Annotated in this window: 25 protein-coding genes; 13 read left to right on the forward strand and 12 right to left on the reverse strand. The window is 60.9% G+C overall.

Going from position 1 to position 24,425, the window contains the following annotated elements; genetic code table 11:
• Positions 1-162 precede the first annotated feature (162 nt).
• A complete protein-coding gene (thpR, locus tag B723_RS24040; protein ID WP_017338187.1) occupies positions 163-702 on the reverse strand; it encodes an RNA 2',3'-cyclic phosphodiesterase in 540 nt (179 codons plus the stop codon).
• 60 nt (positions 703-762) lie between these two features.
• Between thpR and B723_RS33805 the strand changes: the two genes are divergently transcribed.
• Complete coding sequence (locus B723_RS33805; RefSeq protein ID WP_017338186.1) at positions 763-957, forward strand: hypothetical protein; 195 nt, start codon at positions 763-765, stop codon at positions 955-957.
• A 15-nt stretch (positions 958-972) separates the two neighbouring features.
• Here B723_RS33805 and B723_RS24050 read toward each other — a convergent pair whose 3' ends face one another.
• Together B723_RS24050 and B723_RS24055 are read right to left on the reverse strand one after the other, a co-directional pair.
• Complete coding sequence (locus B723_RS24050; protein ID WP_017338185.1) at positions 973-1,326, reverse strand: DUF1428 domain-containing protein; 354 nt, start codon at positions 1,324-1,326, stop codon at positions 973-975.
• A gap of 16 nt (positions 1,327-1,342) precedes the next feature.
• Complete coding sequence (locus B723_RS24055) at positions 1,343-2,410, reverse strand: hypothetical protein (RefSeq protein ID WP_017338184.1); 1,068 nt, start codon at positions 2,408-2,410, stop codon at positions 1,343-1,345.
• A 366-nt stretch (positions 2,411-2,776) separates the two neighbouring features.
• On the opposite strand from B723_RS24055, the gene B723_RS24060 reads away from it, so the two are divergent.
• A complete protein-coding gene (locus B723_RS24060) occupies positions 2,777-3,037 on the forward strand; it encodes a hypothetical protein (RefSeq protein ID WP_017338183.1) in 261 nt (86 codons plus the stop codon).
• A gap of 126 nt (positions 3,038-3,163) precedes the next feature.
• Here B723_RS24060 and B723_RS24065 read toward each other — a convergent pair whose 3' ends face one another.
• A complete protein-coding gene (locus tag B723_RS24065) occupies positions 3,164-4,054 on the reverse strand; it encodes a LysR family transcriptional regulator (protein WP_017338182.1) in 891 nt (296 codons plus the stop codon).
• A 134-nt stretch (positions 4,055-4,188) separates the two neighbouring features.
• Between B723_RS24065 and B723_RS24070 the strand changes: the two genes are divergently transcribed.
• Positions 4,189-5,634, forward strand: a complete 1,446-nt coding sequence (locus B723_RS24070; protein WP_017338181.1) for an MFS transporter — start codon at positions 4,189-4,191, stop codon at positions 5,632-5,634.
• A 59-nt stretch (positions 5,635-5,693) separates the two neighbouring features.
• On the opposite strand, the gene B723_RS24075 is transcribed toward B723_RS24070, so the two are convergent.
• Together B723_RS24075 and B723_RS24080 are read right to left on the reverse strand one after the other, a co-directional pair.
• Positions 5,694-6,143, reverse strand: a complete 450-nt coding sequence (locus B723_RS24075; protein WP_017338180.1) for a cupin domain-containing protein — start codon at positions 6,141-6,143, stop codon at positions 5,694-5,696.
• 137 nt (positions 6,144-6,280) lie between these two features.
• Entirely contained in the window at positions 6,281-6,667 is a 387-nt protein-coding gene (locus B723_RS24080; RefSeq protein ID WP_017338179.1) for a DUF1801 domain-containing protein, read from the reverse strand.
• A gap of 207 nt (positions 6,668-6,874) precedes the next feature.
• Here B723_RS24080 and B723_RS24085 point away from each other — a divergent pair, with 207 nt between their 5' ends.
• Positions 6,875-8,251 carry a pyridoxal-phosphate dependent enzyme gene (locus B723_RS24085; protein WP_017338178.1) on the forward strand — a complete coding sequence of 459 codons (1,377 nt, stop codon included), beginning with the start codon at positions 6,875-6,877 and terminating at the stop codon, positions 8,249-8,251.
• A complete protein-coding gene (locus tag B723_RS24090) occupies positions 8,248-9,426 on the forward strand; it encodes a cystathionine gamma-synthase (protein ID WP_017338177.1) in 1,179 nt (392 codons plus the stop codon). Before B723_RS24085 ends, B723_RS24090 begins: the two co-directional genes overlap by 4 nt.
• A 161-nt stretch (positions 9,427-9,587) precedes the next feature.
• Here the strand turns inward: B723_RS24090 and B723_RS24095 are convergent, their stop codons facing one another.
• Positions 9,588-10,688: a polyamine ABC transporter substrate-binding protein gene (locus tag B723_RS24095; RefSeq protein ID WP_017338176.1), complete on the reverse strand. Its 1,101-nt coding sequence runs from the start codon at positions 10,686-10,688 to the stop codon at positions 9,588-9,590.
• Positions 10,689-11,489: 801 nt separating this feature from the next.
• Between B723_RS24095 and B723_RS24100 the strand changes: the two genes are divergently transcribed.
• A complete protein-coding gene (locus tag B723_RS24100; RefSeq protein ID WP_017338173.1) occupies positions 11,490-11,759 on the forward strand; it encodes a DUF2790 domain-containing protein in 270 nt (89 codons plus the stop codon).
• 53 nt (positions 11,760-11,812) lie between these two features.
• Here the strand turns inward: B723_RS24100 and B723_RS24105 are convergent, their stop codons facing one another.
• From B723_RS24105 to B723_RS24125, 5 genes are all read right to left on the reverse strand, one after another.
• Complete coding sequence (locus B723_RS24105) at positions 11,813-12,751, reverse strand: LysR family transcriptional regulator (RefSeq protein ID WP_017338172.1); 939 nt, start codon at positions 12,749-12,751, stop codon at positions 11,813-11,815.
• Between the two features lie 65 nt (positions 12,752-12,816).
• Positions 12,817-13,767, reverse strand: a complete 951-nt coding sequence (locus tag B723_RS24110) for an aldo/keto reductase (protein WP_017338171.1) — start codon at positions 13,765-13,767, stop codon at positions 12,817-12,819.
• A gap of 32 nt (positions 13,768-13,799) precedes the next feature.
• Positions 13,800-15,278 (reverse strand): efflux transporter outer membrane subunit, encoded by a 1,479-nt coding sequence (locus tag B723_RS24115; protein ID WP_017338170.1) that lies wholly within the window; start codon positions 15,276-15,278, stop codon positions 13,800-13,802.
• 19 nt (positions 15,279-15,297) lie between these two features.
• Positions 15,298-16,767, reverse strand: coding sequence for a DHA2 family efflux MFS transporter permease subunit (locus B723_RS24120; protein ID WP_017338169.1), 1,470 nt, complete (start codon positions 16,765-16,767; stop codon positions 15,298-15,300).
• A complete protein-coding gene (locus tag B723_RS24125) occupies positions 16,764-17,900 on the reverse strand; it encodes an HlyD family secretion protein (protein WP_031318774.1) in 1,137 nt (378 codons plus the stop codon). The genes B723_RS24120 and B723_RS24125 overlap by 4 nt, the downstream gene beginning before the upstream one ends.
• A gap of 224 nt (positions 17,901-18,124) precedes the next feature.
• Here B723_RS24125 and B723_RS24130 point away from each other — a divergent pair, with 224 nt between their 5' ends.
• The 7 genes from B723_RS24130 to B723_RS24160 all read left to right on the forward strand — a co-directional run bounded on the left by B723_RS24130 (position 18,125) and on the right by B723_RS24160 (position 24,417).
• Positions 18,125-18,748 (forward strand): TetR/AcrR family transcriptional regulator, encoded by a 624-nt coding sequence (locus tag B723_RS24130; protein ID WP_017338167.1) that lies wholly within the window; start codon positions 18,125-18,127, stop codon positions 18,746-18,748.
• A gap of 10 nt (positions 18,749-18,758) precedes the next feature.
• Positions 18,759-19,286 carry a G/U mismatch-specific DNA glycosylase gene (gene mug, locus B723_RS24135; protein WP_017338166.1) on the forward strand — a complete coding sequence of 176 codons (528 nt, stop codon included), beginning with the start codon at positions 18,759-18,761 and terminating at the stop codon, positions 19,284-19,286.
• A gap of 86 nt (positions 19,287-19,372) precedes the next feature.
• Positions 19,373-19,801: a nuclear transport factor 2 family protein gene (locus B723_RS24140; protein ID WP_017338165.1), complete on the forward strand. Its 429-nt coding sequence runs from the start codon at positions 19,373-19,375 to the stop codon at positions 19,799-19,801.
• A 233-nt stretch (positions 19,802-20,034) separates the two neighbouring features.
• Positions 20,035-21,165, forward strand: coding sequence for a PAS domain-containing protein (locus B723_RS24145; protein WP_017338164.1), 1,131 nt, complete (start codon positions 20,035-20,037; stop codon positions 21,163-21,165).
• Positions 21,162-22,589: a sigma-54 interaction domain-containing protein gene (locus B723_RS24150; protein ID WP_017338163.1), complete on the forward strand. Its 1,428-nt coding sequence runs from the start codon at positions 21,162-21,164 to the stop codon at positions 22,587-22,589. Before B723_RS24145 ends, B723_RS24150 begins: the two co-directional genes overlap by 4 nt.
• 260 nt (positions 22,590-22,849) lie before the next feature.
• Positions 22,850-23,452: a dimethylamine monooxygenase subunit DmmA family protein gene (locus B723_RS24155; protein ID WP_017338162.1), complete on the forward strand. Its 603-nt coding sequence runs from the start codon at positions 22,850-22,852 to the stop codon at positions 23,450-23,452.
• The gene (locus B723_RS24160) at positions 23,449-24,417 is read left to right on the forward strand and encodes a PDR/VanB family oxidoreductase (protein WP_017338161.1); all 969 of its coding nucleotides are present in this window, start codon (positions 23,449-23,451) and stop codon (positions 24,415-24,417) included. The genes B723_RS24155 and B723_RS24160 overlap by 4 nt, the downstream gene beginning before the upstream one ends.
• Positions 24,418-24,425 lie beyond the last annotated feature (8 nt).

A 24,425-nucleotide genomic window follows, 5' to 3' on the forward strand; every position in this document is an offset into this window, starting at 1 on the left:
TGTGATCACCCCGGAGCAAGCCCGCTCCCACAGTTTGATCCGGGATGATCACTCGTTTTCCGTTCACGCAGCGCCTTACCACCGCTGCACTCCTCTCTGACGAACGGCCTCACCTGGCTTCCTCGGTTCAGGTGAATTTGGCGCCCTCCTCGGGCGCCTTTTTTATGCCGGAACCAACGGCCATTCGGCCAGCGCCCGATAGCGGCCCTTGTGGGATTCAAACAAGACGAACCGGTCCGCCCGCAGAAAAAACTCCGGCGGCGTAGCCGATTCAGGCACCGGCGCCCGATAGTCGCGCATCAACGTCAGGTGTGGCCGGAACTCCTTCGGCGTCTCCTCAAAACCGAACGGCAACATCGCCTGCTCCAGCGCATACACCAGCCGCAACAACTCCGGCGGCGCTTGCTCCGGCGCGAGAACCAGCACCCCTGCCCTGCGCCAGACATCCATCCGAACCAGCGCCACTCGCAACGCCACACCGGGAACACGCACCTTCGCCGCCGCCACGCAGATCTCGGCAATCTGCGCTACGCCAACCGTGCCCAGAAACAGCAACGTCAGGTGAAAGTTTTCCGCCGGCACCGGGCGCCCATGACGCAATTGCAGCGCACTGCGCCACTGGGCGATGGCCTTGCGTTGCTCGGGCGGGCAGCTCAACGCGAAAAACAGCCGTTTGACCGGCTCCGGGGTTTCGTCGCTCACACCTGGCACCTCCTGACATGCACGTTATAGTTGAACCAACCGAATCTACGGGACGGGGCCATGCGAGAAATCATCAGCAAAGAGCCATGGTGGGCCATGCCACCGCAACCGGGTCAGGATGAGTCAGAACTGGAATGGGGCTGGCTGGTTCACTATAGCGAAGGTGAACCGCGTTTCGAATTCGTCAGGGAGCGACCGACGGACAGCGAGATCCAAAATCGAAAAAGTTGCAGGATCACCCCCGCGTCGGAGTGATCCCGTGATTGATGCTCAAGCCTTCACGATCATTTCAAAACCACCGAACACCAGGCGCTGCCCATCGAACGGCATCGGATTGACGTCCGGCTGCATGCGCGGATCGTTCATGAGTTTTTCCATCCCGGCGTCTCGGGTTGCCTTGTCCGGCCAGATGATCCAGGAAAACACGACGGTTTCGTCTTCCTTGAGTTTCACCGCCAGCGGAAACGACGTCACCTTGCCGTCGGGCACATCGTCACCCCAGCATTCGGCGAGGCTCAGCGCGCCGCTTTCCTTGAAAATGGCTGCAGCGGTTTCGGCGTGTTTCTTGAATTTTTCGCGGTTGGCGGTGGGTACGGCGGCGAGGAAGCCATCAACGTAGGACATGGTCGTTCTCCTTGGGTTATGGGTCGTTCTGCGGGTTAGTCGGTTGGGGCGGACTCCAATCGACCGTGTCGCCGTCCGAACCGACCGACGGTACTTCGGCACTCCCCGCCAGATTGCCCTCGATCTGACTGGCCATGTACAACGTCCCCGCCATCACACCGGTGGTCGGGTTCTGCACCATTTTTATCCAGGCTTTGTCGAACGTATTGCCCAGACTGCTGCGAATCAGCGCCTCGCTGTCCGGCCGGTCGCTGGCCTGAATCAACGCGCGAATCCCCGCCACGCCCAGAGTAATCAAGCCTCCTGCGAGCTTGCCCGCCGCTGCGGACACCGCGCTGGCGGCACCGCGCGGGGCCATTTCGGCTTCCATCCGCTGGCTCGCGCGTTTGGCCACGGGTGCCATGGCGGTGTCGGTCGAATCAACGCCCTTGCTACCGCCGGCCTTGTGGATCTTGTCGATCAGCGCCGCGTAAGCCGGCAACGTGTTCAGCGGCTGGGTGTGCACGACCTGGTACAGCGTCGCATCCCGTGCGGGCGGCGGACCCAGGGCGATGGCCGGGATTTTCTGGATACGGCCATTGAGCTGGGCCATGGGGACGCCGTGGCGCTGGGAGATTTTTTGCAGTTCTTCCTGAAGAATATCCACGTAGAACACCGTGGCCAGGCCGAGGATCTGGTCGGGATCAATCTCGACCGCGACCGGGGCCAGCACACGTTTCTGGTATTGCTCCAGCAGATAGGCTGCCAGGCGCTTGGACGAAGCATCCTGCTCGCCCTTTGCGCTGAGGGAGTACCAGCTGACCTTCATCGACAGCCATTCCTGGGTCCAGTAGCTGCTGAACCAGGGAATGAAATTTTCTTCGGTGAGTTGATAGACCCGGGTGCGCCAGTAATCCATGGCGCCACGGGAGTAGATTCTTGCCTGTTCGGTGGCGGACCGGGACGCGGCGATGATGTCCCGATCCACCAGCTGCCAGGTGCTCTGGGAAATGATCACCGGCGGCGCTGGCGCCGGGGCGCGCGCAGGCATGGCGCATCCCGCCAACACCAGCAGCACGGCGACGATCAGCGAACGCAGGTTCAAGATCGCATGTCCTACAGTCTTCCCGTGAACAGGTTATTCGGGGGTTAAGGCACCCTGATTTGAGTATAGGCGTCGGTGAGGGCCTGCTCTGGGGTTGATGGTGTTGCTGAGTGCCTCATCGCTGGCAAGTCCGCCATGAGGCACTCAAGAACACCACAAAAACCGACCATCACTTCCGTCGATATTCACCATCGCCGCGAATGCCTTCCGCTCGTGAACCGTCAGCGTAGGATCGACCTCAACCCGACACAAAACCCCGAACCGGAGGGGCAAAATCATGTTGATCCATCTGCTGACCTGCCTGGCCCTGACAGCCTTCACGCTGACCGTTTTTTCGTGGTACGTCCTGACCGAGGAGCGCACATCATGATCCACACCGTCACCCTCGCCGTGAGCTTTCCGGTGTTCGGCAACAACTACTACTCGCAGCAGGTCGTTTCGCGTAAGGAGCTGTCGCTGGTGTTCGACAAGAATTTCGAAGCGCTGCTGATGCCGGCCGCCGCCAACCACTTCAGCAACGAAGTAGTCGGGCTCAACGATCAGTTCCGCTTTTTGAATGATGTGCTGGCCGAGCACCTGCTGGATGCCGAACTGGCCCAACATTCCTCCCGTTCGTTCACTTTTTGAGTGCGGCCCATCAGTGCCATCCGTGCATCGGCCGGCACGTCGGCCTGAGGGAAGTTCAGGCTCCATAGGGAACACATGGCTTCCTCATCAGCGCCACTTGAGTCCATTTTCCATTTGAAGAACGCGCTATTGCGCACAAACCTCACGAACACACCCGCGTAACCATCGGTGCACCGAATCGGCATCCAGCCGGGGGTGCCAAAGCATGGCGACGGTGAATTCCGCCAAGGAAAACGGCAGCGCAAAGCTGTGCATGCCCGCCCGCAGGTTTTCGGTGTGCCGCTCAGGAACGGTAGCGATCAAGTCAGTGGCGCGGGCGAGCGCCAACGCGGTGGAGAAACCGGCAACGATGGTCACGATCTGCCGCTCCAGTTGCAACGTCGCCAGCGCTTCATCGACCGGCCCCTTGTCGAGCCCACGCCGCGAAACACTGATGTGGCCGCCCGCCGCGTAGCGTTCCGGGGTGATCTCGCCCTGGCTTAGCGGGTGCCCCGTACGCACCACGGCGATAAAACGGTCGCGAAACAAACCCTGCGTACGCAGCTCGGGCCCGGCGGCCCTCCCCACCACACCGGTTTCCAGATCAACGCTCCCGTCACGCAGCGACGTGCTGTCCTTGTCAGGTTTGTGCATGAAGCGCAGACGCACGCCAGGCGCTTGTTCGGCGAGGCGTTCAATGAGCGGCGCGCCGAAGTTCTCCACAAACCCCTCGCTGGTGCGCAACGTGAAAGTGCGCACCAGTTGTTTCAAGTCAGGCTGCTGCGCCGGACGCAACACCGCCTCGGCGTCCTGCACCAGCTGGCTGACCCGCTCGCGCAGTTCCAGCGCCCGCGGCGTGGCGACGAGCCCTCGCCCGGCCCTGACCAGCAACGGATCGCCCGTGGTTTCACGCAAGCGCGCCAACGCCCGACTCATCGCCGAAGGGCTCAACCGCAAGCGTTTCGCCGCACGCGCCACGCTGCCCTCGGCGAGCAGCACATCAAGGGTGATCAGCAGATTGAAATCAGGATTGGACATGGCTCGCCCCGCGACAAAGTGAGATGGCGTTGAACGCACGAATACAGTGCAAATCATGCGCCTTCCGCCATGTTAGGTGCTGGCGTAGATTTCTGACAGCTCCGCTTTGGGAGTGCCAGATCAAGAGAGACAGAATGAAGCCGACTATTGCCCTCGTAGACAACGCACCACAGACACCCTCCGTGCGCTGGGCGCTGATCAGCCTGTCGCTGTCGATGCTGCTGTCGTCGCTCGGCACCAGCATCGCCAATGTGGGGTTGCCGACGCTGGCGCAGGTGTTCAACGCGACGTTCCAGGAAGTGCAGTGGATCGTCATTGCTTATCTGCTGGCGATCACCACGCTGATCGTCAGCGTGGGTCGGCTCGGTGACCTGATCGGGCGTCGACGCTTGCTGCTCGGCGGCATCGGCGTGTTCACCCTGGCCTCGGCACTGTGCGCTTGTGCTCCGACACTGGGCATGTTGATTGGCGCCAGGGCCCTGCAAGGGCTCAGCGCGGCGATCATGATGGCGCTGACCATGGCCTTCGTCGGCGAAACGGTAGCGAAGGACAAAACCGGCAGTGCCATGGGTTTGCTCGGAACGATGTCGGCGATTGGCACCGCGATGGGACCGTCGCTCGGCGGTCTGCTGATTGCCGGTTTCGGCTGGCGGGCGCTCTTCCTTGTCACCGTGCCCTTGGGCCTGATGACGTTGCTGCTCGCACATCTTTATCTACCCGGCGACCGCCAGAGGCCAGCCACCGGGCGTGCCCGTTTCGACATGTGGGGCACCCTGGTGTTGGCGCTGACGTTGGCGGCGTATGCGCTGGCCATGACCCTCGGCCGCGGCCATTTCGGGCTGTTCAATATGGGTTTGCTGTTGGCCGCGGGGGTCGGCGTGGGGCTCTTCGCGTTCGTCGAGACACGAGTCGCTTCGCCGTTGATTCGACTGGCGATGTTTCGCAACCCGGTGCTGAGCGGCAGCCTGGCGATGAGCACGCTGGTGGCGACGGTGATGATGGCGACGCTCGTGGTCGGGCCGTTTTACCTCGCCCATGGACTTGGACTGGAAGCGGTTGTGGTGGGACTGGTGCTGGCGGTCGGGCCGTGTGTCGCGGCGTTGACGGGGGTGCCCGCTGGCCGGATCGCCGACCGTTTCGGCGCACAACGGATGACGGTCGCCGGGCTGATCGCGATGGCCGTCGGTTGCCTTGCACTGTCGGTGTTGCCACGGACAGTCGGCATCGGCGGCTACGTTGTGCCGATGGTGGTCATCACACTCGGCTATGCGGTCTTCCAGACGGCCAACAACACCACGGTCATGACCGATGTTGCGCCAGACCAGCGCGGTGTTGTCTCGGGCATGCTCAACCTGTCGCGCAATCTCGGACTCATCACCGGAGCCTCCGCGCTGGGCGCCGTGTTCGCCCTTGCCTCGCAGGCAGCCGACATCGCCACCGCGCAACCCGAAGCCGTAGCCCACGGAATGCGGGTCACCTTCGCGGTAGCGCTGGGGCTGATCGTGGTTGCGCTTTGTGTAGCGCCGACTCGACCACCAGCAATCGACCGCCCTCCTCAACCCACCACAAAACCTCTGTAGGAGCTGCCGCAGGCTGCTCCTACAGGGGGATGTGTTGGCTCTTGCGGATTCAGCGGGTCTTACTGTTTGATCACAACCAGCGGTTCGCCTTTCTTCACGATGTACGTCGCCAGTTCGGAGCCGGTTTTTGTCCCGACGTTCTTCGCAATATGCGCGACGCCAGCCGGGATGTACAGCGAGTCACCGGCCTTCAGCGTGACCGGAGGCTGCCCTTCCAGTTGATATTCGAACGTGCCGTCGATGACATAAGCCACTTCCACGCCTGGATGGGAGTGGTTGGGTGACGAGACGCCCGGATCAATATCAACCCGAACCTGGATCACTTCGCGACCGTCGACGTCGAGATCCTTTTTCAGAAGATCGGTGCGATGAATCCCTGTCTGCCAGCTTTTTGCAGGGGCTTTCACTTCTTCGGCCTGAGACACACCGGAGAACGCAGCGAGTGCGGCGGTGGTGACAACAGCGACACCGAGCATTTTGACAGCGTGACGAGCATTGATGCGGAACATGGCGTTTCTCCGGTTATACCGTTGTGGTGCCCTCATTAGGCCGCCGCCGTGTATCCCGTACGTGTCGTGGACGCCATGGATTTGTAAGCGAAGATAGCTGTGGGCGCGGCGGATACTTAGGGATACAAACGGCCAACTCATCTGGAGGTGTTGAGCACCACTGCCGCACGAATCAGCGCCTTGAGCGCCTGCTCATCAATCACATCGCCTTCATGCAGATCAATCGCCCGTCGGGTGTTGCCCTCAAGGCTGGCGTTGAAGAGGCCCGAGGGATCGTCCAGCGAGGCGCCCTTGGCGAAGGTCATCTTCACGGCGGTCTTGTACGTCTCTCCCGTGCAGATGATCCCGGCATGCGACCACACCGGCACGCCTCGCCATTTCCATTCCTCGACCACGTCGGGGTCTGCCTGCTTGATGATCGCCCGGATGCGCGCGAGCGTCTCGCCCCGCCAGTCATCCAATTCCTTGATTCGGGTGTCGATCAGCGCAGAGGCCGATTCGCCGCCGCTGCTTTCCTTCTTCATGGTGCTCGCTCCTGTGCAACAAAGGTCGAATCAGTATTGCCGACTTGCGCAATCTCTCCAGGCGCAACGTGACCGGCTGGCCGCACAAGGTTGCGAGTGAGGCAATCGCGGCCTATGGTCCAAGCGATGCATTGTTGGCAACGGAGGCGCGAGGACGTGCTGCCGGTTGCCGTCCTTCAGTGCGAATACCCGCGAAGAGGTGACAACATGCTGAACGATTCCCGCCCTGCCGTGCTTGAACTGATTGGCAACACGCCGCTGGTGCGCGTCAGCCGTTTTGATACCGGCCCGTGCACGCTGTTTCTCAAGCTCGAATCGCAGAACCCCGGCGGCTCGATCAAGGACCGCATCGGCCTGGCGATGATTGACACCGCCGAGCGCGATGGTCGGCTCAAGCCCGGTGGCACGATCGTCGAAGCCACCGCCGGCAACACCGGGCTCGGCCTGGCGCTGGTCGGCCGCGCCAAGGGTTATCGAGTGGTGTTGGTGGTGCCGGACAAGATGTCCACCGAGAAAGTCCTCCACCTCAAGGCCATGGGCGCCGAGGTGCACATCACCCGCTCCGACGTCGGCAAGGGCCATCCCGATTATTACCAGGACGTCGCGGCGCGGCTGGCGCTGGACATTCCCGACGCATTCTTCGCCGACCAGTTCAACAACCCCGCCAACCCGCTCGCCCATGAGTGCAGCACCGCGCCGGAGATCTGGGCGCAGACCCAGCATGACGTGGATGCCATCGTCGTCGGTGTCGGTTCGGCCGGCACGCTGACCGGGTTGACCCGATTCTTCAAGCGCGTGCAGCCGGATCTGGAAATGGTGCTGGCCGATCCGGTCGGTTCGGTAATGGCCGAATACAGCCGCAGTGGCACCATGACCACACCCGGTTCGTGGGCCGTGGAAGGTATCGGTGAAGACTTCATTCCGTCGATTGCCGACCTGTCCAGCGTGCGCCACGCCTATTCGATCAGCGACGAGGAAAGCTTCGACCACGCCCGCCAGTTATTGCGCGCCGAAGGCATTCTCGGCGGTTCTTCGACCGGCACCTTGCTGGCCGCGGCGCTGCGTTATTGCCGCGAGCAAACCGAGCCGAAGCGCGTGGTCAGCTTCGTCTGCGACACCGGCACCCGCTACCTGTCGAAGGTCTACAACGACCAGTGGATGAACGATCAAGGGCTGCTGGCACGCAAACCTTATGGCGATCTGCGCGACGTGATCGCGCGGCGGTTCGAGGATGGCCGGGTGATCAGCGTCGGACCGGACGACACCTTGCTCACGGCATTCCAGCGCATGCGCCTGGCGGATGTGTCGCAACTGCCGGTGCTGGTGGACGGCAAGCAACTGGTCGGTGTGATCGACGAATCCGACATTCTGCTGGGCATGGCGGAAGATCCTTCACACTTCCGCTTGACCGTGGCCAGCGCAATGACCGACAAAGTGGAAACCCTGCCAGCCAGCGCCAGCATGGCCCAGCTGCAGACCGAACTCGATCGCGGACTGGTGGCGATCATCGCCGACGCGTCGGGCTTCCATGGCCTGATTACCCGCGTCGATCTGCTCAATCATTTGCGGAGATCCCTTGCATGAGTCAACACGATGAAAACGCCGCGCCCCGCGCCTTCGCTACTCGGGTGATCCACGCCGGGCAGGCACCGGACCCGACCACCGGCGCATTGATGCCGCCGATTTATGCCAACTCCACCTACCTGCAACAGAGCCCCGGCGTGCACAAGGGTTTCGACTACGGCCGCTCGCACAACCCGACGCGCTTTGCCCTGGAGCGCTGCGTCGCCGACCTGGAAAGCGGCACCCAGGCCTTCGCGTTCGCCTCGGGGCTGGCGGCGATCTCCACCGTGCTGGAGCTGCTCGACGCCGGCTCGCACATTGTCTCTGGCAATGACCTGTACGGTGGCACCTTCCGGCTGTTCGACAAGGTGCGCAAACGCAGCGCCGGCCATCGTTTCAGTTTCGTCGACCTGACTGACCTCGCGGCCTTCGAAGCGTCCTTGCAGGACGACACCCGGATGGTCTGGGTCGAGACGCCGAGCAACCCGTTGCTGAGCCTCACGGACCTTACCGCCGTCGCACGCATCTGCCGCGCGCGCGGCATCATTTGCGTGGCCGACAACACCTTTGCCAGCCCGTGGATCCAGCGGCCGCTGGAGCTGGGTTTCGACATCGCGCTGCACTCGACGACCAAATACCTCAACGGCCACTCCGACGTGATCGGCGGCATCGCCGTGATCGGTCAGAACCCTGAACTGGCGGAACGCCTGGGCTTTTTGCAGAACTCGGTGGGTGCGATCGCGGGACCGTTCGACGCCTTCCTGACCCTGCGCGGCGTGAAGACCCTGGCGCTGCGCATGGAGCGACACTGCAGCAACGCGCTGGAACTGGCGCAATGGCTGGAACGTCAGCCGCAGGTGGCGCGCGTCTACTATCCGGGCCTGCCGTCACACCCCCAACATGAATTGGCCAAGCGGCAGATGCGCGGTTTCGGCGGAATGATTTCTGTCGATCTGAAAAGTGATCTGGCCGGCGCCACGCGCTTCCTCGAGAGCGTGCGCATCTTCGCCCTGGCCGAGAGTCTGGGCGGCGTGGAAAGCCTGATCGAGCACCCGGCGATCATGACCCACGCCACCATCCCCGCCGACACCCGCGCACAACTTGGGATCGGCGACGGGTTGGTACGATTGTCGGTGGGGGTTGAGGATGTCGAGGATTTGCGTGCGGACCTGGCTCAGGCGCTGGCGCGGATCTGAACAACGGAGGGGCATCCAAACCTTTGCGCAATCTCGCAAAGGTTTCCTGTTCACACTTAGGCGCGCGTGCACACGTGTGTGGCAAGGGGATTTATCCCCTCGCCACAGGTTTCTTTCCCGCCTGAAGATTTACTCAAGTGAACAGCATCAGTGCCTGTGCGTTATTTGTCGGATTTGATGCTGGTCCAGACCCGCGTACGAACCCGCTCGAGTTTTTGCGGCAACGGCTGCACCACGTAAAGTGTTTTCAACGCTTCGCTGGTCGGTGTCAGGTTCGGGTTGCCGGTGATCTCTTTGTTGATCAGCGCAATCGAGTCCTTGTTGGCGTTGGGGTAGCCGAGGAAGTCACTGATCGGGGCGATGACTGTCGGGTCCAGCAAGGTGTTGAGAAACTCGTGGGCTTCTTCAACGTTCTTCGCGCTTTTCGGGATGGCGAAGGTATCAAACCAGATCGGCGCGCCTTCCTTCGGCAAGCGCCAATCGACCACCACGCCGTTGCCCGCCTCCTTGGCGCGATTGCCGAACTGGTAAAAGCTGCCGGAGTAGCCGATGGCGACGCAGATATCGCCGTTGGCGATGTCGGTCATGTACTTGGCGGAGTTGAAGTAGGTGACGTAAGGCCGGATTTTCAGCATCAGTGCCTTGGCTTTTTCGTAGTCGTCCGGGTTCTGGCTGTTAGGGTCCAGGCCCAGGTAGTGCAACGCCAGCGGCAGGATTTCCGAAGGTGAGTCGAGCATCGCGACGCCGCAGGATTTGAGCTTCTCCATGTTCTCCGGCTTGAACACCAGATCCCAACTGTCCACCGGCGCATTCTCGCCCAGCGCGGCCTTGACCTTGGCCGGGTTGAAGCCGATCAGCACGGTGCCGTACATGTAAGGCACGCCGTACTGATTGCCGGGGTCGTTCTTGTCCAGCAACGCGAGCAGTGCCGGGTCCTGGTGCTTCCAGTTCGGCAGTTTGGACTTGTCGAGCTTCTGGAACACTCCGGCCTTGATCTGGGTTTCGATGAACTGGTTGGACGGCACCACCAGGTCATAGCCCGAGTTACCGGTGAGCAACTTGGCTTCCAGCGACTCGTTGGTGTCGAAGGTATCCCAGGTCACTTTGATGCCGCTTTTCTCGGCGAAGTCCTTGGGCACGGACGGCAGGATGTAATCCGCCCAGTTGTACACCCGCAGTTCCCGCTGTTCGGCGTGCACGGCGCTGGCCAGCAGCGTCAGCCCACACACGGTGGCGCCCAGTATGCGTTTCATCGTGACCATGAATGAATTCCCCAAGTGTGTCGCTCGTTGGTTTTTATGTTCTGTGCACGGCAGGACTTGAAAATTGCCAAGGGCAAGGAAAACGGGATTCTTGTTGTGATGTTGTCAGCGTGCTGGAACAGCAATGCTGCTTCGATTCTTGCTGACGAACTGGGCACTTCATAGTGCGAGGTAGGCCAAAAGGGGATCGAAATGGCCAATATCGGTGTCCCGCTTGATCTGGTCGTTAGTGGGGGGCTTTGTTCCCCTGAAACATAGAATCTCCCACAGGGAACTGCGGTGTTTTGCGGAGACAATGACGAAAACGACAAAGCCCGCACAAGGCGGGCTTTGGGATTCGAGTAGGTGGCCGGTGCTGGTCTCCGGCTTACAAGGTTTATCAGGATTCTCACAGAACAGTTTTGTGCTCTTCTGCTTCACACGGCATAAGGGCTGGATCTCAGCGCGGAGATCTTTCTAACCGTGTACCCTTCGGAACGCGCCCCACGTGTCCTTGCCATCCGTTTGCGCATCAGTCTGCGTCTTCACCTACATGTTCAATAGTAGCCCACCGTCAGCCGTGCGGAACGGTATTTTTAGATCGATTTGATCCGCCACGAAGCCCGGCAGGAAGCAAAGAAAATAACCCTCCCGAAGCGGCCATCCCAGCATACCTGCGCAATTTGGCAACAGTGTTTCTCCAGCGGGCCGCTATTTGAGGAAAGCCTAAACTCTTAGCATCGACTTCACCCGGTGAACAAATGAATCAAACAGCCACTTAGTCACCGGGACCCACCGAAACTCGATGCGAAGGTGAACACCATGAAAACGTTAAAGATCGCGATGTTTCTGGCACTTGCCGGTGTAGCCGCACAGGCCTACTCGGATGAAACTCCCACTGATGCGGCCAGCCAGATTCCGGTTGAAAGTTACTCTTACGGCATGAAACTCGACATCCAGAAAATCATTACCGTGTCCGATACAGGAGACGAGTGCGCGCCGGTGCCGAAGCAAATGACCTATGAAGACTCGAAGGGTCAACGCCATATCCTTCAGTACCAGGTGATGGGCACCGGCTGTTCGAATGGTTGAGGACCGTGCGGACGATGGGGGGTCGACACTCCATGCCTGCCGCCCCCCCTGCATCAGCGCCCGGCGGCTGAACCGGCGATCGCTTCATCGGATGCCAATAACACCGGTATGTAATCCTTCAGAAATTCCACCCATGTCTTTATCTTTGCGTCCACGAACTTTCGTGACGGGTAGATCGCAAACAAGTTGAACTCTTCAAAGTGATACTCCGGCAATACACGCACTAACGTGCCTGCTCTCAGACCGTCAACGGCAGATGCAATCGGTTGAATACCGATCCCCATCCCGTTTGTGATCGCGACAGTCATTGCATCGGCCGTGTTGACGTGAAACGGAGAGACCGGAATGTTCACCGTCTCCACGCCATCAGGCCCTTCGAATGCCCAGTTTTCAACCGGCATGACCGTATTCACGATCCGCAAACAATCATGTTCGCCAAGCGCCGTTGGAGACTCCGGACAGCCACGTTTCTTCAAGTACACCGGCGAGGCGCAGAGAATGCTGTAAGTGATGCCAAGCCTTTGCGCGACAAACCCTGAATCGGGCAGATCCCGCGCCAGCACAATCGACATGTCATACCCCTCCTCCAGCAAGTCAGGCAGTCGATTGGTCACGGTCAGGTCGAACATCACCGACGGATGCGTCTCCCTGTATTTGGCAATGGCATCGATCACGTAATGATTGCCGATGGCGGACATCGCGTGAATCTTCAGCCTGCCCACCGGGGTGGTATGAGCGGTGCCCGCTTCCTCGTCGGCTTCACGCATCTCATCCAGAATTTTCTCGCAGCGCTGCAAGTAGCGAACCCCGGCTTCGGTCAACGCCAGGCGCCGGGTAGTGCGATTGATCAGGCGGGTTTTCAGCCTGGCCTCCAGACTGGTCACCGCTTTGGACACGTTGGTCGTGGTGGTGTCCAGTATCTGCGCCGCCGCCGTGAAGCTGCCGGTTTGAGCGACGGCGACGAAACAACGCATGGTCTGGAAAATGTCCATTGCAGGACCTCGGGAAAGGGATAAAAAAAAGCGACCTTACAGAAGGCCGCCCTTCTCGTCTCGGGTTACTGCTTGCGCGGAATAAACCCCGGCACACCGGTTTCCACCACCGAGTTGAAGCGTATCCGGGTTGTAATCTCCTCCTTGATCTCCAGCATCGCCCGGTGCGGCAGAGTGGAAAGATCGATGTTTTCCCGGATATGGCTCGGCGTGGCCGATGTGGTCAGGAACGCAACACCGCGTTGAATCGACCAGGCCAGTGCCACTTGCGCCGGAGTCTTCTGCACGCGCCGGGCGATCCCGGTAAGCACCGCGTCTTCCAGTACATTCGGTTCCATGCCATGCCCGAGTGGCGCAAACGCCAGGACGATAATTCCATGTTGCTTGCAAAACTCAAGCAGTTCCCACTCCGGCAAATAAGGATGGGACTCGACTTGCACGACGGCGGGCTTGATCCGCGCTTCGGCGACAATCGCCTGCAACGCCGGCAACGTGACATCCGACAAGCCGATGGACCTGCATCGCCCCTCATCCACCAGGCGCTCAAGCGCCCTCCACGTCTCGATCAGCGTAACGCCTGAATCGTAGATCACGTTGCCTTGCTCATCCCGCGGGTCCTGGTTGTCGCCCGGTTGAAAAGCAAACGGCGTATGGATCAGGTAGCAGTCGATGTAGTCGACCTGAAGGCGACGGCAACTGGCCTCGAAGGCCGGTTGAACCCGATCGGGACGATGGTTGGTGTTCCACAGTTTGGTGGTGATGAACAGGTCTTCCCGGCGGATCTTTCCACCCTCCAGCGTTTCCTTGATCGCCACGCCGACGCTGTCTTCGTTGCGATAACGCTCGGCACAATCGAAGTGGCGAAACCCGGCGTCCAGGGCTTCCTTGACCGCTTGAGTGGTGACGCTGAGATCGCGGAACAATGTGCCAAATCCAACCGCCGGCATTTCCACAGCGCCGTGATTCAGCGCAAATCTTGTATCGCGAAGGTCATCGTAAAAAGCTTCGTAAGACATATTTTCACTCCAATGTTCAGCGGCCGCAGCCTCTATTGATACGAAGGTTTCTGACCTTCGCGATAAGCAACCCGTTGCTCGAACGCACCGACGGAATTGCCGCCGAGCGCCACGTACAGCCGAACCGTGTCGAGGTACTGCGCAGTCTTCACGCGGATTCGACCCAGCAACGCCTGCTGATAGGCGCGTTCCGCTTCCAGCACCTGGAGAATGCTGTTCTCGCCCTGGGTGTAGGCTTGCCGGTTCAACTGCAAGCTGGTTTCAGCGGCGCGCAACGCGTCCTCCTGCGCGAGGTTTTCCTCGGCGTCATGGTTGATGGCTTGCAGCGTGTCGGCGACCTGGCCGAACGAACTGATCACAGTCTGCTGGTAACCGGCGAGCGTCGCGTTGTAGCCCTCGACCGCTGCCTGACGTTCAGCCTTGAGCGTACCGCCATCGAAAATCGGCCCCGCCAGCCCTGCCGCGAACCCCCAGAGTGCGGCACCGCCGTTGCCGGAAGCGGCCTGCGCCAACGACGCGGACAGGGTGACGTGGGGATAGAGATTCGCGGTCGCGACGCCAACCGCCGCGCTGGCCATGTGCAGTTCCGCCTCGGCCTGCATGACATCCGGCCGGTCGTGGGCCATTTCCGAAGGCACGCTGACGGGCACGTTGGCCGGCAAGACAAACTCGGCCAGGTCGAAGTCCGGCGCGCTCCAGTCGCCCGGGCCTTTGCCGGTCAGAATCGACAACGCATGACGTGCCGAATCGCGCTGCTGCGCGAGGGGTGGCAACAGCGTACGGTCCTGCGCGAGCCGCGTTTCAGCCAGCGAGACATCGATCTGCGTGGTGGTGCCGTTGGCATGCGCCAGGCGCACCAGCTCGAGGTTCTTCGTGTCGTTGGCCAGCAGTTTCTCGACGGCCTGCATCTGCGCATTGGCCGAAGCCACCAGCAACGCCTGACTGGCGACACTGCCGGTCAACGTCAGGTACGCCGCTTCGTAGCGATGCTTCTGCAGATCGGTAAACGCTTGCTGCTGTTCGACCAGACGCTTGTTGCCACCGAACGCATCAAGGTCGAAACCAACCCGGGGTCCGATCGCATAGAAGTTGGACACGGACGGTTCTTTGGCGGTGTGTACCCGTTGCCGGCCGGCCTGGGCGCCAAAATCGACCTGCGGATACAGCGCGCCTTCCGCCGCCGCCACCGAGGACGCCGCTTGCCGGATCGTGGCGTCCGCCGCGACGAGCTCAAGGTTGCCGTCAATGGCACGACGAACCACCTTGTCGAGCTTCGGCGATTGAAAAGCGCTCCACCAGTCACCGCTCACTTTACGACCCGGCTGGATGCGCTTATCACCGTTCTGGCCAAGGCGCTGCTCGGCCTGTTGATCGTAGTGCTGCGACGTGCTCGGTGGTTGCATCTGATAATCAGGGCCCACGGTGCAGGCAGTCAGGAATACCAACGCCGCCATCGCACCGAAGGTGTTTTTGAACTGAGGTCCATTGATGAAGCGTGCATGGGATTTCATTGGGCAAACTCCACGTAAACTAGTTGGTCGGAACGGGCTTGCGAAGAAAGACAACCAGTGGACTGACCACCAGCATCGCCACCAGCAAAATCTTGAACTGGTCGACCACAGCGATAAAAGCCGCCTGGCCGGTGATCATTTCGTTGAGCCCCTCCAGCGCTTGCAGGGACGTCGGCACCGCGGCGTGATACGGCGTCAGATTGCTCACCAGCGCCATGTGCATCGCTTGCGTGTTGTTGAAGAAAAACAACTGCACGATCGCCACGCCGAGGGTGCTGCCGTAGACCCGCGACAGATTGAACAGGCCGGTGCCTTCCGGGCGCAGCGCGGGATCGAGCGTGCTGAACGCGACCTTGGTCAGCGACGGCATCAGGACGCCAATGCCGATCCCCTGGATCGCGCCTGCCACTGCCACGGGCGACCAATCCATCAACGGCGAATAGCCGAGCATCAGCCAGTTGGCGTAAATCACCACGGCCACCCCGGCCGCGACGAACCAGCGACGGTCGAAACGCTCGGGAACACGGTTCATCAGCACAAACGCACCGACCAGCCCGATGCCACGCGGGATCGTCAACGAGCCCGTCGTGTCCGGCGGGTAGCCGAGAATTTCATCGAGCATCGGCGAGGTCAGGGCCATAGTCGACAACAGCACAAAACCGACGGCAAAAAAGATGATCGTCGACAGCACGAAGTTGCGATCATCGAACAAACGCTTATTGAGGAAATGCACCTTCGCCGTCAGTACATGCACCGCGAACAGGTACAGCCCCAACGCACAGCCCAATGCTTCCAGCCAGATCTCGGTAGAGGCAAACCAGTCCAGGCGCTCACCGCGATCGAGCAGCATTTGCAGGCTGATCAACCCCAGCGTGAAAGTGCCAAAGCCGAAGAAGTCGAACGCCGGCGCTTTCTCGGCTTTCTTCTCCTTGAGCCACAGCGCCATCACCAGGAAGATGTACGCCGCCAGCGGCAGGCTGATGTAGAAGATCGGCCGCCAGCCGTAATGCTCGCCAACCCAGCCGCCGATGCTCGGGCCGCTGACGATGCCGAACAGCACGACGGCCGTCCAGGTTGCGCCAAACTTCGCACGCTTTTCGGCAGGCAGCGTCTCCAGGGCAATCGCCATCGACAGCGGCGCGAGCACGCCACTCGCCAGGCCCTGCATGATCCGCGCACCGATGAATGCCAGCGGAGTCGTTGCCATCGTTCCCAGCACCAGACCGAGCACGAAAAACGCCAGCGCTGCCTGATACACCCGCTTCAAGCCATGACGCGCAGCGAGCCACTGCGCGATCGGCATAGTGATAGCGCTCGCCGCGAGGTACGAGGTGAAGATCCAGCCGGCCTGATCGTCGGTCATCGACAGGCTGCCCTGAATCAACCGGAGTACCGCGTTCGGAACAGGCAGGTTCGCCGACTGCATGTAAGTCGCCAGCAGCGCGACGAACCTCAACGCACGGGCGCCCTCTCCCGCTGGGGCGTTCATGAATCGGCACCTGCGGACAACAGCGCCTTGAGTGGATGCCACCACGGTGTGCGGTATCCGGTGTCGACCTTGACCGTGGCGCTGGTGCCCGAGTACAGCGGCAGCGCCGGACTCATTTCGTCGAGTTCAAGACGAACCGGCACCCGCTGCACCACCTTGACCCAGTTGCCGGTCGCGTTTTCCGGCGGCAGCAAGGCGAAGTCCGATCCGGCACCAGGGCTCATGCTGGTCACGTGGGCTTTGAAAACGTGATCGGGATAGGTGTCGATGCGAATGGTCGCTGCCTGGCCGGGGCGCATGTGCGTCACCTCCGTTTCACGGAAGTTGGCCTCGATCCAGATCTCGCGCTCGGACAGCAGCGCAAAGGCAGGCGCGCCGTTGTTGACGTAGTTGCCGACCTGCAAATCGTCGACCTTGGCGACGATGCCATCGTCCGGTGCGTACACCGTGGCATACGAGAGGTAAAGCTGCGCCTCGTCGAGCTGGGCCCTGGCTTCGCGTACCGTCGGGTGGCTATCGGCGACGATGTCGGGATTGCCGTTCAACGCAACGACCGTGTTGGCGATCTGCTGTTCGATGGACGCAATGCGTTGCCGTGCGACTTTAAGGTCGGTGTCCGCACGCTCGTAAACCGCACGCGAGACAAAGTCGGAAGCCACCAGCGCCTTCTTGCGGGCGAACTCTTTCTGATCGAAATTTGCCGACTCTCTGGCCGATTGCAGCTCAGCCTGTTGCTGGCGATAGCTGGCCTTGAGCCCGTCGATGCGCAACCGTGCCACGCTCAGCTGTGCTTCGGCGCGGTCAACCGCGATCTGCAACGGTTTCGGGTCGATGCGGAACAGGACCTGGCCCTTGTGAACGAGCTGGTTATCCTCGACTGCGATGTCGACCACTTGCCCTGAGATGCGTGCATTGATCGACGCTTTTGCCACCCGGGCGTAAGCGTTATCGGTAGAAACAAACGGAACCCCCGCCAGGTAGTGTGCGTACCCGTATGCCGCGAAAAGCACCGGAACGCCCACCATCAGCAGTGGCCGCAGTCTTTCCTTGAGCGGTTTCCTGGGCGCGTCTGGATGGGCCGGCCCTGGATGCTCGAAGGTCTGTGTGGCTGGAATATCGAACTGTCTGGTCATGATCGGATGCACCTCTAACCGGGAAATCGGGCTAATACCCACTAAAAACAGCCTTACCGTGCGCAAAAAGGAGGATCGCTCCGCCGCACCTGTTTCGTAGCCGCTTCACCCCGTTCGAGCTCCGCTACAACAAACCTGCAACCAAGGAATTTCTGGTTCCTTAATTTTGTGCGATGGTGTAAGAATATCCCCACCGAAATCTCCATTCAAGGATTTTGTACGACATGGCACAAAATAAAACCACCGAAGGAAAAGGCCGCGGCCGCCCTCGCGCCTATGACCCGCAGACAGCGTTGCAGCAGGCGCTGGGAGTTTTCTGGAGCACCGGCTATTCCGGCGCCTCGCTGGACAGCATTGCCACGGCAGCGGGCATGAATCGCCCGAGCCTCTACGCCGCATTCGGCGACAAGCACGCGCTCTATATAAAAGCGCTTGAGCAGTACTGGGAATTTGCTGCGGCGGCCATGCAAGCGGCGCTGACGGATGATGAGCTGACACTGCGCCAGGCGTTGACGCAGTTCTATGAAGGGCAGTTGGCGATCTACTTCTCGGGTGACGGCCAGCCCCGTGGCTGCTTTGCGATTGGTACGGCGACCACTGAGGCGGTCGAAGACCCGGAAATTCGCGAGGTGTTGTCGGAACGGCTCAGCCGTCTGGATGCCGATCTGGAAACGCGGCTGCGGGCGGCCATCGACAAGGGTGAGTTGAACAAGGATGTCGACCCGGCCGCCCTCGCCGTCCTCGCGTCATCGTTGCTGCACAGCATTTCGATCCGGGCGCGGGCAGGCAAATCCCGCGATGAGTTGACGGAACTGGCACGCAACGCGGTCAACGTGATGTGCGGTTGAGGTTTTTAAAGTGAGTGAAGGACTCGAAGACATTCTGGCCGATCATCTGGCGGTGATTTTTTGCGGGATCAACCCGGGCATGATGGCCGCGGCCCAAGGGCATCACTTTGCCGGCAGGGGCAACCGCTTCTGGCGCACGCTGCACCTTGCCGGCTTCACGCCTGAGGAAGTACGTCCGGAAAACGACCGGCAGCTTTTGCAGTATCAGTGTGGCTTGACCGCCGTGGTGGATCGGCCGACGGCGCGAGCGGACCAGCTCTCGGTAGATGAATTCACCGCCGCCGCTGCGAATTTCGAACAGAAAATCGCACGCCATGCGCCACGCTTCGTAGCGTTTCTCGGTAAAGCGGCGTATTGCGCGTTATCCCGCCAGCGAGAAATTGCCTGGGGCCTGCAACCAACGACGTTTGGCACTGCTACGGTGTGGGTGCTGCCCAATCCGAGCGGGCGCAACCTCGCCTTCAGCCAGGAACAGCTGGTGGCCGCTTACCGCCAACTCTATCTGGCCACCCACGAGGGCCAGCCATCGACCGCTTGAATACTGCGCCATAAGCAACGCTTCAGACCCATTGAGATACAGTCGCTGGCAATGCTTTCAGAACAACAACAAAACAGGAGTTGAAGATGTCCGGACTGAAACTGCACCCCAACGCAGCTGCCTCCTTGAATCAATGGCACGCCATGATCCGCGAGGGTGACCTGCAAGCCCTGCCCGCCTTGCTGGACCCGAACGCGGTGTTCCGCTCACCGATGGCGCACACACCGTACCCGGGCGCCCAGGTGGTCACGATGATTCTGACCACGGTGTTTAACGTCTTTGAAGATTTCACCTACCACCGCGAATTGGCGACTGCGGACGGCTTGAATGTCGTCCTCGAATTCAGCGCCAAGGTCGGCGGAAAAGCGCTCAAGGGCATCGACATGATCCGCTTCGACGAGCAAGGCAAAATCGTCGAATTCGAAGTCATGGTTCGTCCGATGAGCGGTTTGCAGGCCCTGGGCGAAGAAATGGGCCGCCGCCTCGGTGCTTATCTGGCGGCCAGCAAGGCCTGACAACGATCGGGGTCACCGATCGGATTGACCCAACCACCTCCCGCCTCCCGACTACGCTCAACGTGAGTGCTGCATAAATGCCTGTTTCGTTGCATTATCGCAGCACTCAACGACTCGCCTGCCCTTGTACTCCCCTGTTCGTCGCGCCTTCCAGTTGGCATGCGATATGCCCCGCTTTGACTGCCTGAGTGATTTCAGCCAGGTCCCATTAGCCAAATCGAGCCGATCCATCGATGGATATCCTGAATTTACTGACCAACAAGGCACCGCCGCTGACCAGCACCCTCAGCGCTGACGGGCAACTGATCAGCCTGTCCCCCAGCCTGAGCGATCAACTGGGCTATGACCCCGAAGCGCTGCTGAACCAGCCGATCGAGCGCATCTTCAGTGTCGAATCGTTGCGTGCCGTGCAGTCGTTGTTTGCCAATCCGCCCGCCGATGAGCAAGTGCACAGCCTGGAACTGACCCTGATTCGCCACAACGGCGGCTTGCTGCCCGTGGTCGCTTGCGGATTGCTCGAATGGCGCTCGGTGCACCCGGCGCGCCTGCATCTGCTGAAAATTCCTCTCGGCGCACTGGGTCATCGATTGCGGGAAATGCACAACGCCAATGAAGTCATGAGCCAGATGCTGCAAAGCGCCAAGGTCGCGTACTGGTGCATCGAGTTCGCCGAGGCGGTGGACATCAACACCTCCCCCGACGAAATCGTGCGCCAGGTGTTCGAAAACGACTCCCATTGGCGACTGTGCAATCGCGCCATGGCCGACGTGTATGAAATGCCTTCGGATGTCGATTTCAACCAGCAACCGGTGCGCCTGTACTGGCCGCGCAGCCCGGCCAACGAAGAGTTTGTGCGGCGCCTGATCGAAGCCGGTTTCCACGTGGACTGCGCGCTGTCGGTGGATCGCCGGCACGACGGCTCGCCGGCCTATGTCGAGAATGATGTGCGCGCGACCATCGTCAACGGCCATCTGTTGCGCATGTGGGGCAGCATTCGCGATGTCAGTCAGGAACTGCGCATGCAGCACGACGCCGAGCAGCGCATCGACGCCTTGCGCCGGGTGTTCGATGCGGTGCCTGACGCGGTGCTGGTGATCGATGAGCACTTGCAACCGCAATGGCGCAACGCAGCGTTCGAAGAAACCTTTGGCATCACCCATGGCGACGGCATCGCTCGGCTGCTGCTGGACAACGCCCTGCCCGAACGCACCTGGCACAGCCTGCCCTTGCCCGACTTGAGCGGACGCCAGCTGAATTTCAATGTGCATTGCTCGCGCATCCTGATTCGTGAAGGCGTGGCCTGGCGGGTGGCGGTGCTTCGCGAAAGTCAGGGCGTGCGCCGTGCCGAAGAGTTGCACCCATGAAAGACAAGAACCTGCCACCCACGCTGCAAATGGGCATGCGCTCTTCGGTCAACGTCAGCAGTGAAGTGCTGGGCGCCTTGCTGGAGACTCCCGCACTGCACGCCTTGCTCGACAGCTTCAGTGACGCGCTGATCGTGACGGACGGTGAAGGCCGGGTGCGCTTTCTCAACCTCGCCGCCGAGCGGGTCAACCGGGTGTCCCGCCAGCAAGCCAGCGGTTTGTCCGACAGTGAGTTTTACCAACGCTCGGCGCTGAATTACGACGATTTTCAGGCGGCGCTGAATCGCGGCGGCAATAGCGCGCTTACCCGTTCGCGGGAAGGTCGGGTGCTGCTCAGCAGCACCCACGCCATTCCCACCGGGGCCTACGAAAAACCGTTCAGGATGCTGACCCAGAAAGACTTCGACGGCAGCCAGCCGCAGCGTCGCGCCTCACTGGGCAACCGGCCGGTGGAAACCCAGGGCCTGCGCGATCCACAGGACAACGCATTGCATTTGTCGCCGCAGCTCTCGAGCATCGCCGATACCGGCGTGCGCGCATTCCGGCGGCGTGCGCGGTTGCTGCTGCTGGGCGAACCGGGCGTCGGCAAGACCGCCATCGCACGGCACATCCACCGCGCCGCCGGTTGGGGTGATCGGCCATTCATTCACGTCAACTGCGGGAGCATCCCGGAGAGCCTGTTCGAATCGGAGATGTTCGGCTACGAACGCGGCGCCTTCACTGGCGCGTTGCAGGGTGGCAAGCAAGGTTATATCGAGGCCGCTTCGGGCGGGACGCTGTTCCTTGACGAGATCGGTGAAATCCCGTTGCACGTGCAGGCCAAACTGCTGAAGTTTCTTGAAGACAGCACCATCCAGTCGGTCGGTTCACCGTTGAGCAAAACGGTGCAGGTGCAGGTCATTGCCGCCACCAACAAAGACTTGCGTCACTTGGTGAGCATCGGTGAGTTTCGCGCCGACCTCTACTATCGCCTGGCGGTCCTGCCGGTAGAAATTCCACCGCTGCGCCAGCACCGGGATGACTTGCCGTTCCTCATCGACATTCTGCTGAGTCGCATCAATGGCGACCGCGAGCCGTCACTGAGCCTGTCCGCCGGTTGCCGCAAGCGGCTGTTGGGTTACGACTACCCCGGCAACATCCGCGAACTGGTGAACATCTTCGAACGGCTGGCGGTGCTCGCTGACGATGAAGCCCAGGAGCATCATCTGCCGGCTGAACTGCTCGACCCGGTGCGCCCTCAGGAGCGGGCAAAACCAGTGATGGCCGACGAAGAGGAGACGGAGCAAAACCTCAAGCTGCAGGTTCAGCATTTCGAACGCCAGGTCATTCTCAGGGCCGTGCATGTGTGCGGCAGCAAACGTAAAGCGGCGGTGCACCTGGGGATCGACATCGGGACGTTGATTCGCAAGCTCCAGCGCGACTGAAACCCGCAATGTCAGTGAGCACGCCGCTCCTACAGGGTTGCGTGTTGTTCCGGATGACACCTAACCGCTGCAAAAACGCATACATACCTGGTTACTTTTGCCTGTCACTCACGCCCTGAAATCAAACAAATTCTTTATTTTCAATAAGTTGAATAACTGGCACGACCTGTGCTCCTGCTACCTGCAACCCACCATCGTTGGGCTTTGCATCAGGGCCGGCTTTCATCTAGCCGCGCCGGTAGCCAGGAGGAATAATAAAAATGTTGATCACCGGGATCAAAAGCCGACCGGTCTATGACCGGTTGCAACCGCTGCCGGGAGGTATCCGGCACATCATTGCCGGGCAAGGCAGCGGCGGTCGCGCCATGTTGCGCTTACTGGAAGAAATGGCTGGCCTGGACCGGCCGATTACCTTGCTCTACTCCCTGGAATCCTTTTCCGGCCAGGACTTCCTCACGCAGTTGCAGCAGCACCCCGAGCACCCGCTGCATGTGCATGCAACCAACCAATCGTTGATCGACGCGCTCAAAACCCTGCTCGGCGAAGCGCGCATGGGCACCCGCCTCTATCTCGCCGGTTCGGAAAGTTTCCTCGGCAGCGCCATGCAAGTGGCCACGCATTTCGACATGAACCGCGACGAAGTGCTGCGCGAGCACTCCGGCACGCTGGTTCGCCGCGTCTGGTGCGTGCATTGCGACACCTACACCGAAAACGTGACCCAACGCGTCTATGACTGCCCCGGCTGTGGCCTGACGCTGGTGGTGCGCGATCACTATTCCCGGCGGTTGGCGGCCTTTCAGGCGGTCAAGGCCGATGCTGAAGTCCCGGGTGAATTGCCCGAAGCCGAGGAGCTCGACACATGAGCCAGAACAATGGCACGTTGAACCTGCGCGTCGCCCGGATCGAAGCGGTGACCCCGGAAATCAAGCGCTTCACCCTGGTGTCGCCGACCGGCGCGCACTTGCCGGCCTTCTCCGGCGGCAGCCACGTCGTGGTGCTGATCGCCCATCAGCAGAACACCTTGCGCAACCCGTATTCGCTGCTGAGTTCGCCTTACGACACCAGCAGTTATCAGATTGCCGTGCGCCGGGTGGACGCCGGGCGCGGTGGCTCGGCGTCCCTGCATGACAACGTCAGTGAAGGTGATCTGATCGAGGTCACCCCGCCGGTCAACCTGTTCCCGCTGATCAAACAGGCACGCCTGCACCTGTTCATCGCCGGTGGCGTCGGCATCACGCCGGTGATTTCCCAGCTGGAAGAACTGCGCCTGAGCAAAGTGCCGTTCGAGCTGCATTACGCGGTGCGCGGTGCAGAACATGCGCAGCTCGGCCAGGAGTTGCAGGCCACTTACGGCGAGCAGGTTCACCTGTACCGCAAAGGCATTGAATCGCGCATGGAGATCGGCCGGGTGCTCGCCGACCGCCCGTTGGGCAGTCACGTCTATGTGTGCGGCCCGGACAGCATGATCGACGCCACGCTGGCCTGCGCCCGCGACCTTGGCTGGACTGACAGTCACGTGCACTTCGAACGTTTCCTCGAACAGAGCAGCGGCGGCGAAGCCTTCAGTTTCACCCTCGGCCGCAGCGGCGCAACGATTGAAGTCTCGCCCGACCAGACCATGCTCGAAGCGGTCGAAGCCGCCGGCTACAGCATGCCGTACCTGTGTCGCGGCGGAGCCTGCGGGCATTGCGAAACCGCAGTGCTGGAACTCGACGGCGAGCTGCTGCACAGCGATGACTGGCTGTCCGACGAAGACAAGGTCGGCTGCAAGAAAATCATGCCCTGCGTATCCCGCGCCAAGTGCAATCGCCTGGTCATCGACCTCTGATCGACGGA

The organism is Pseudomonas fluorescens NCIMB 11764 (genome assembly GCF_000293885.2).
GTDB lineage: Bacteria > Pseudomonadota > Gammaproteobacteria > Pseudomonadales > Pseudomonadaceae > Aquipseudomonas > Aquipseudomonas fluorescens_B.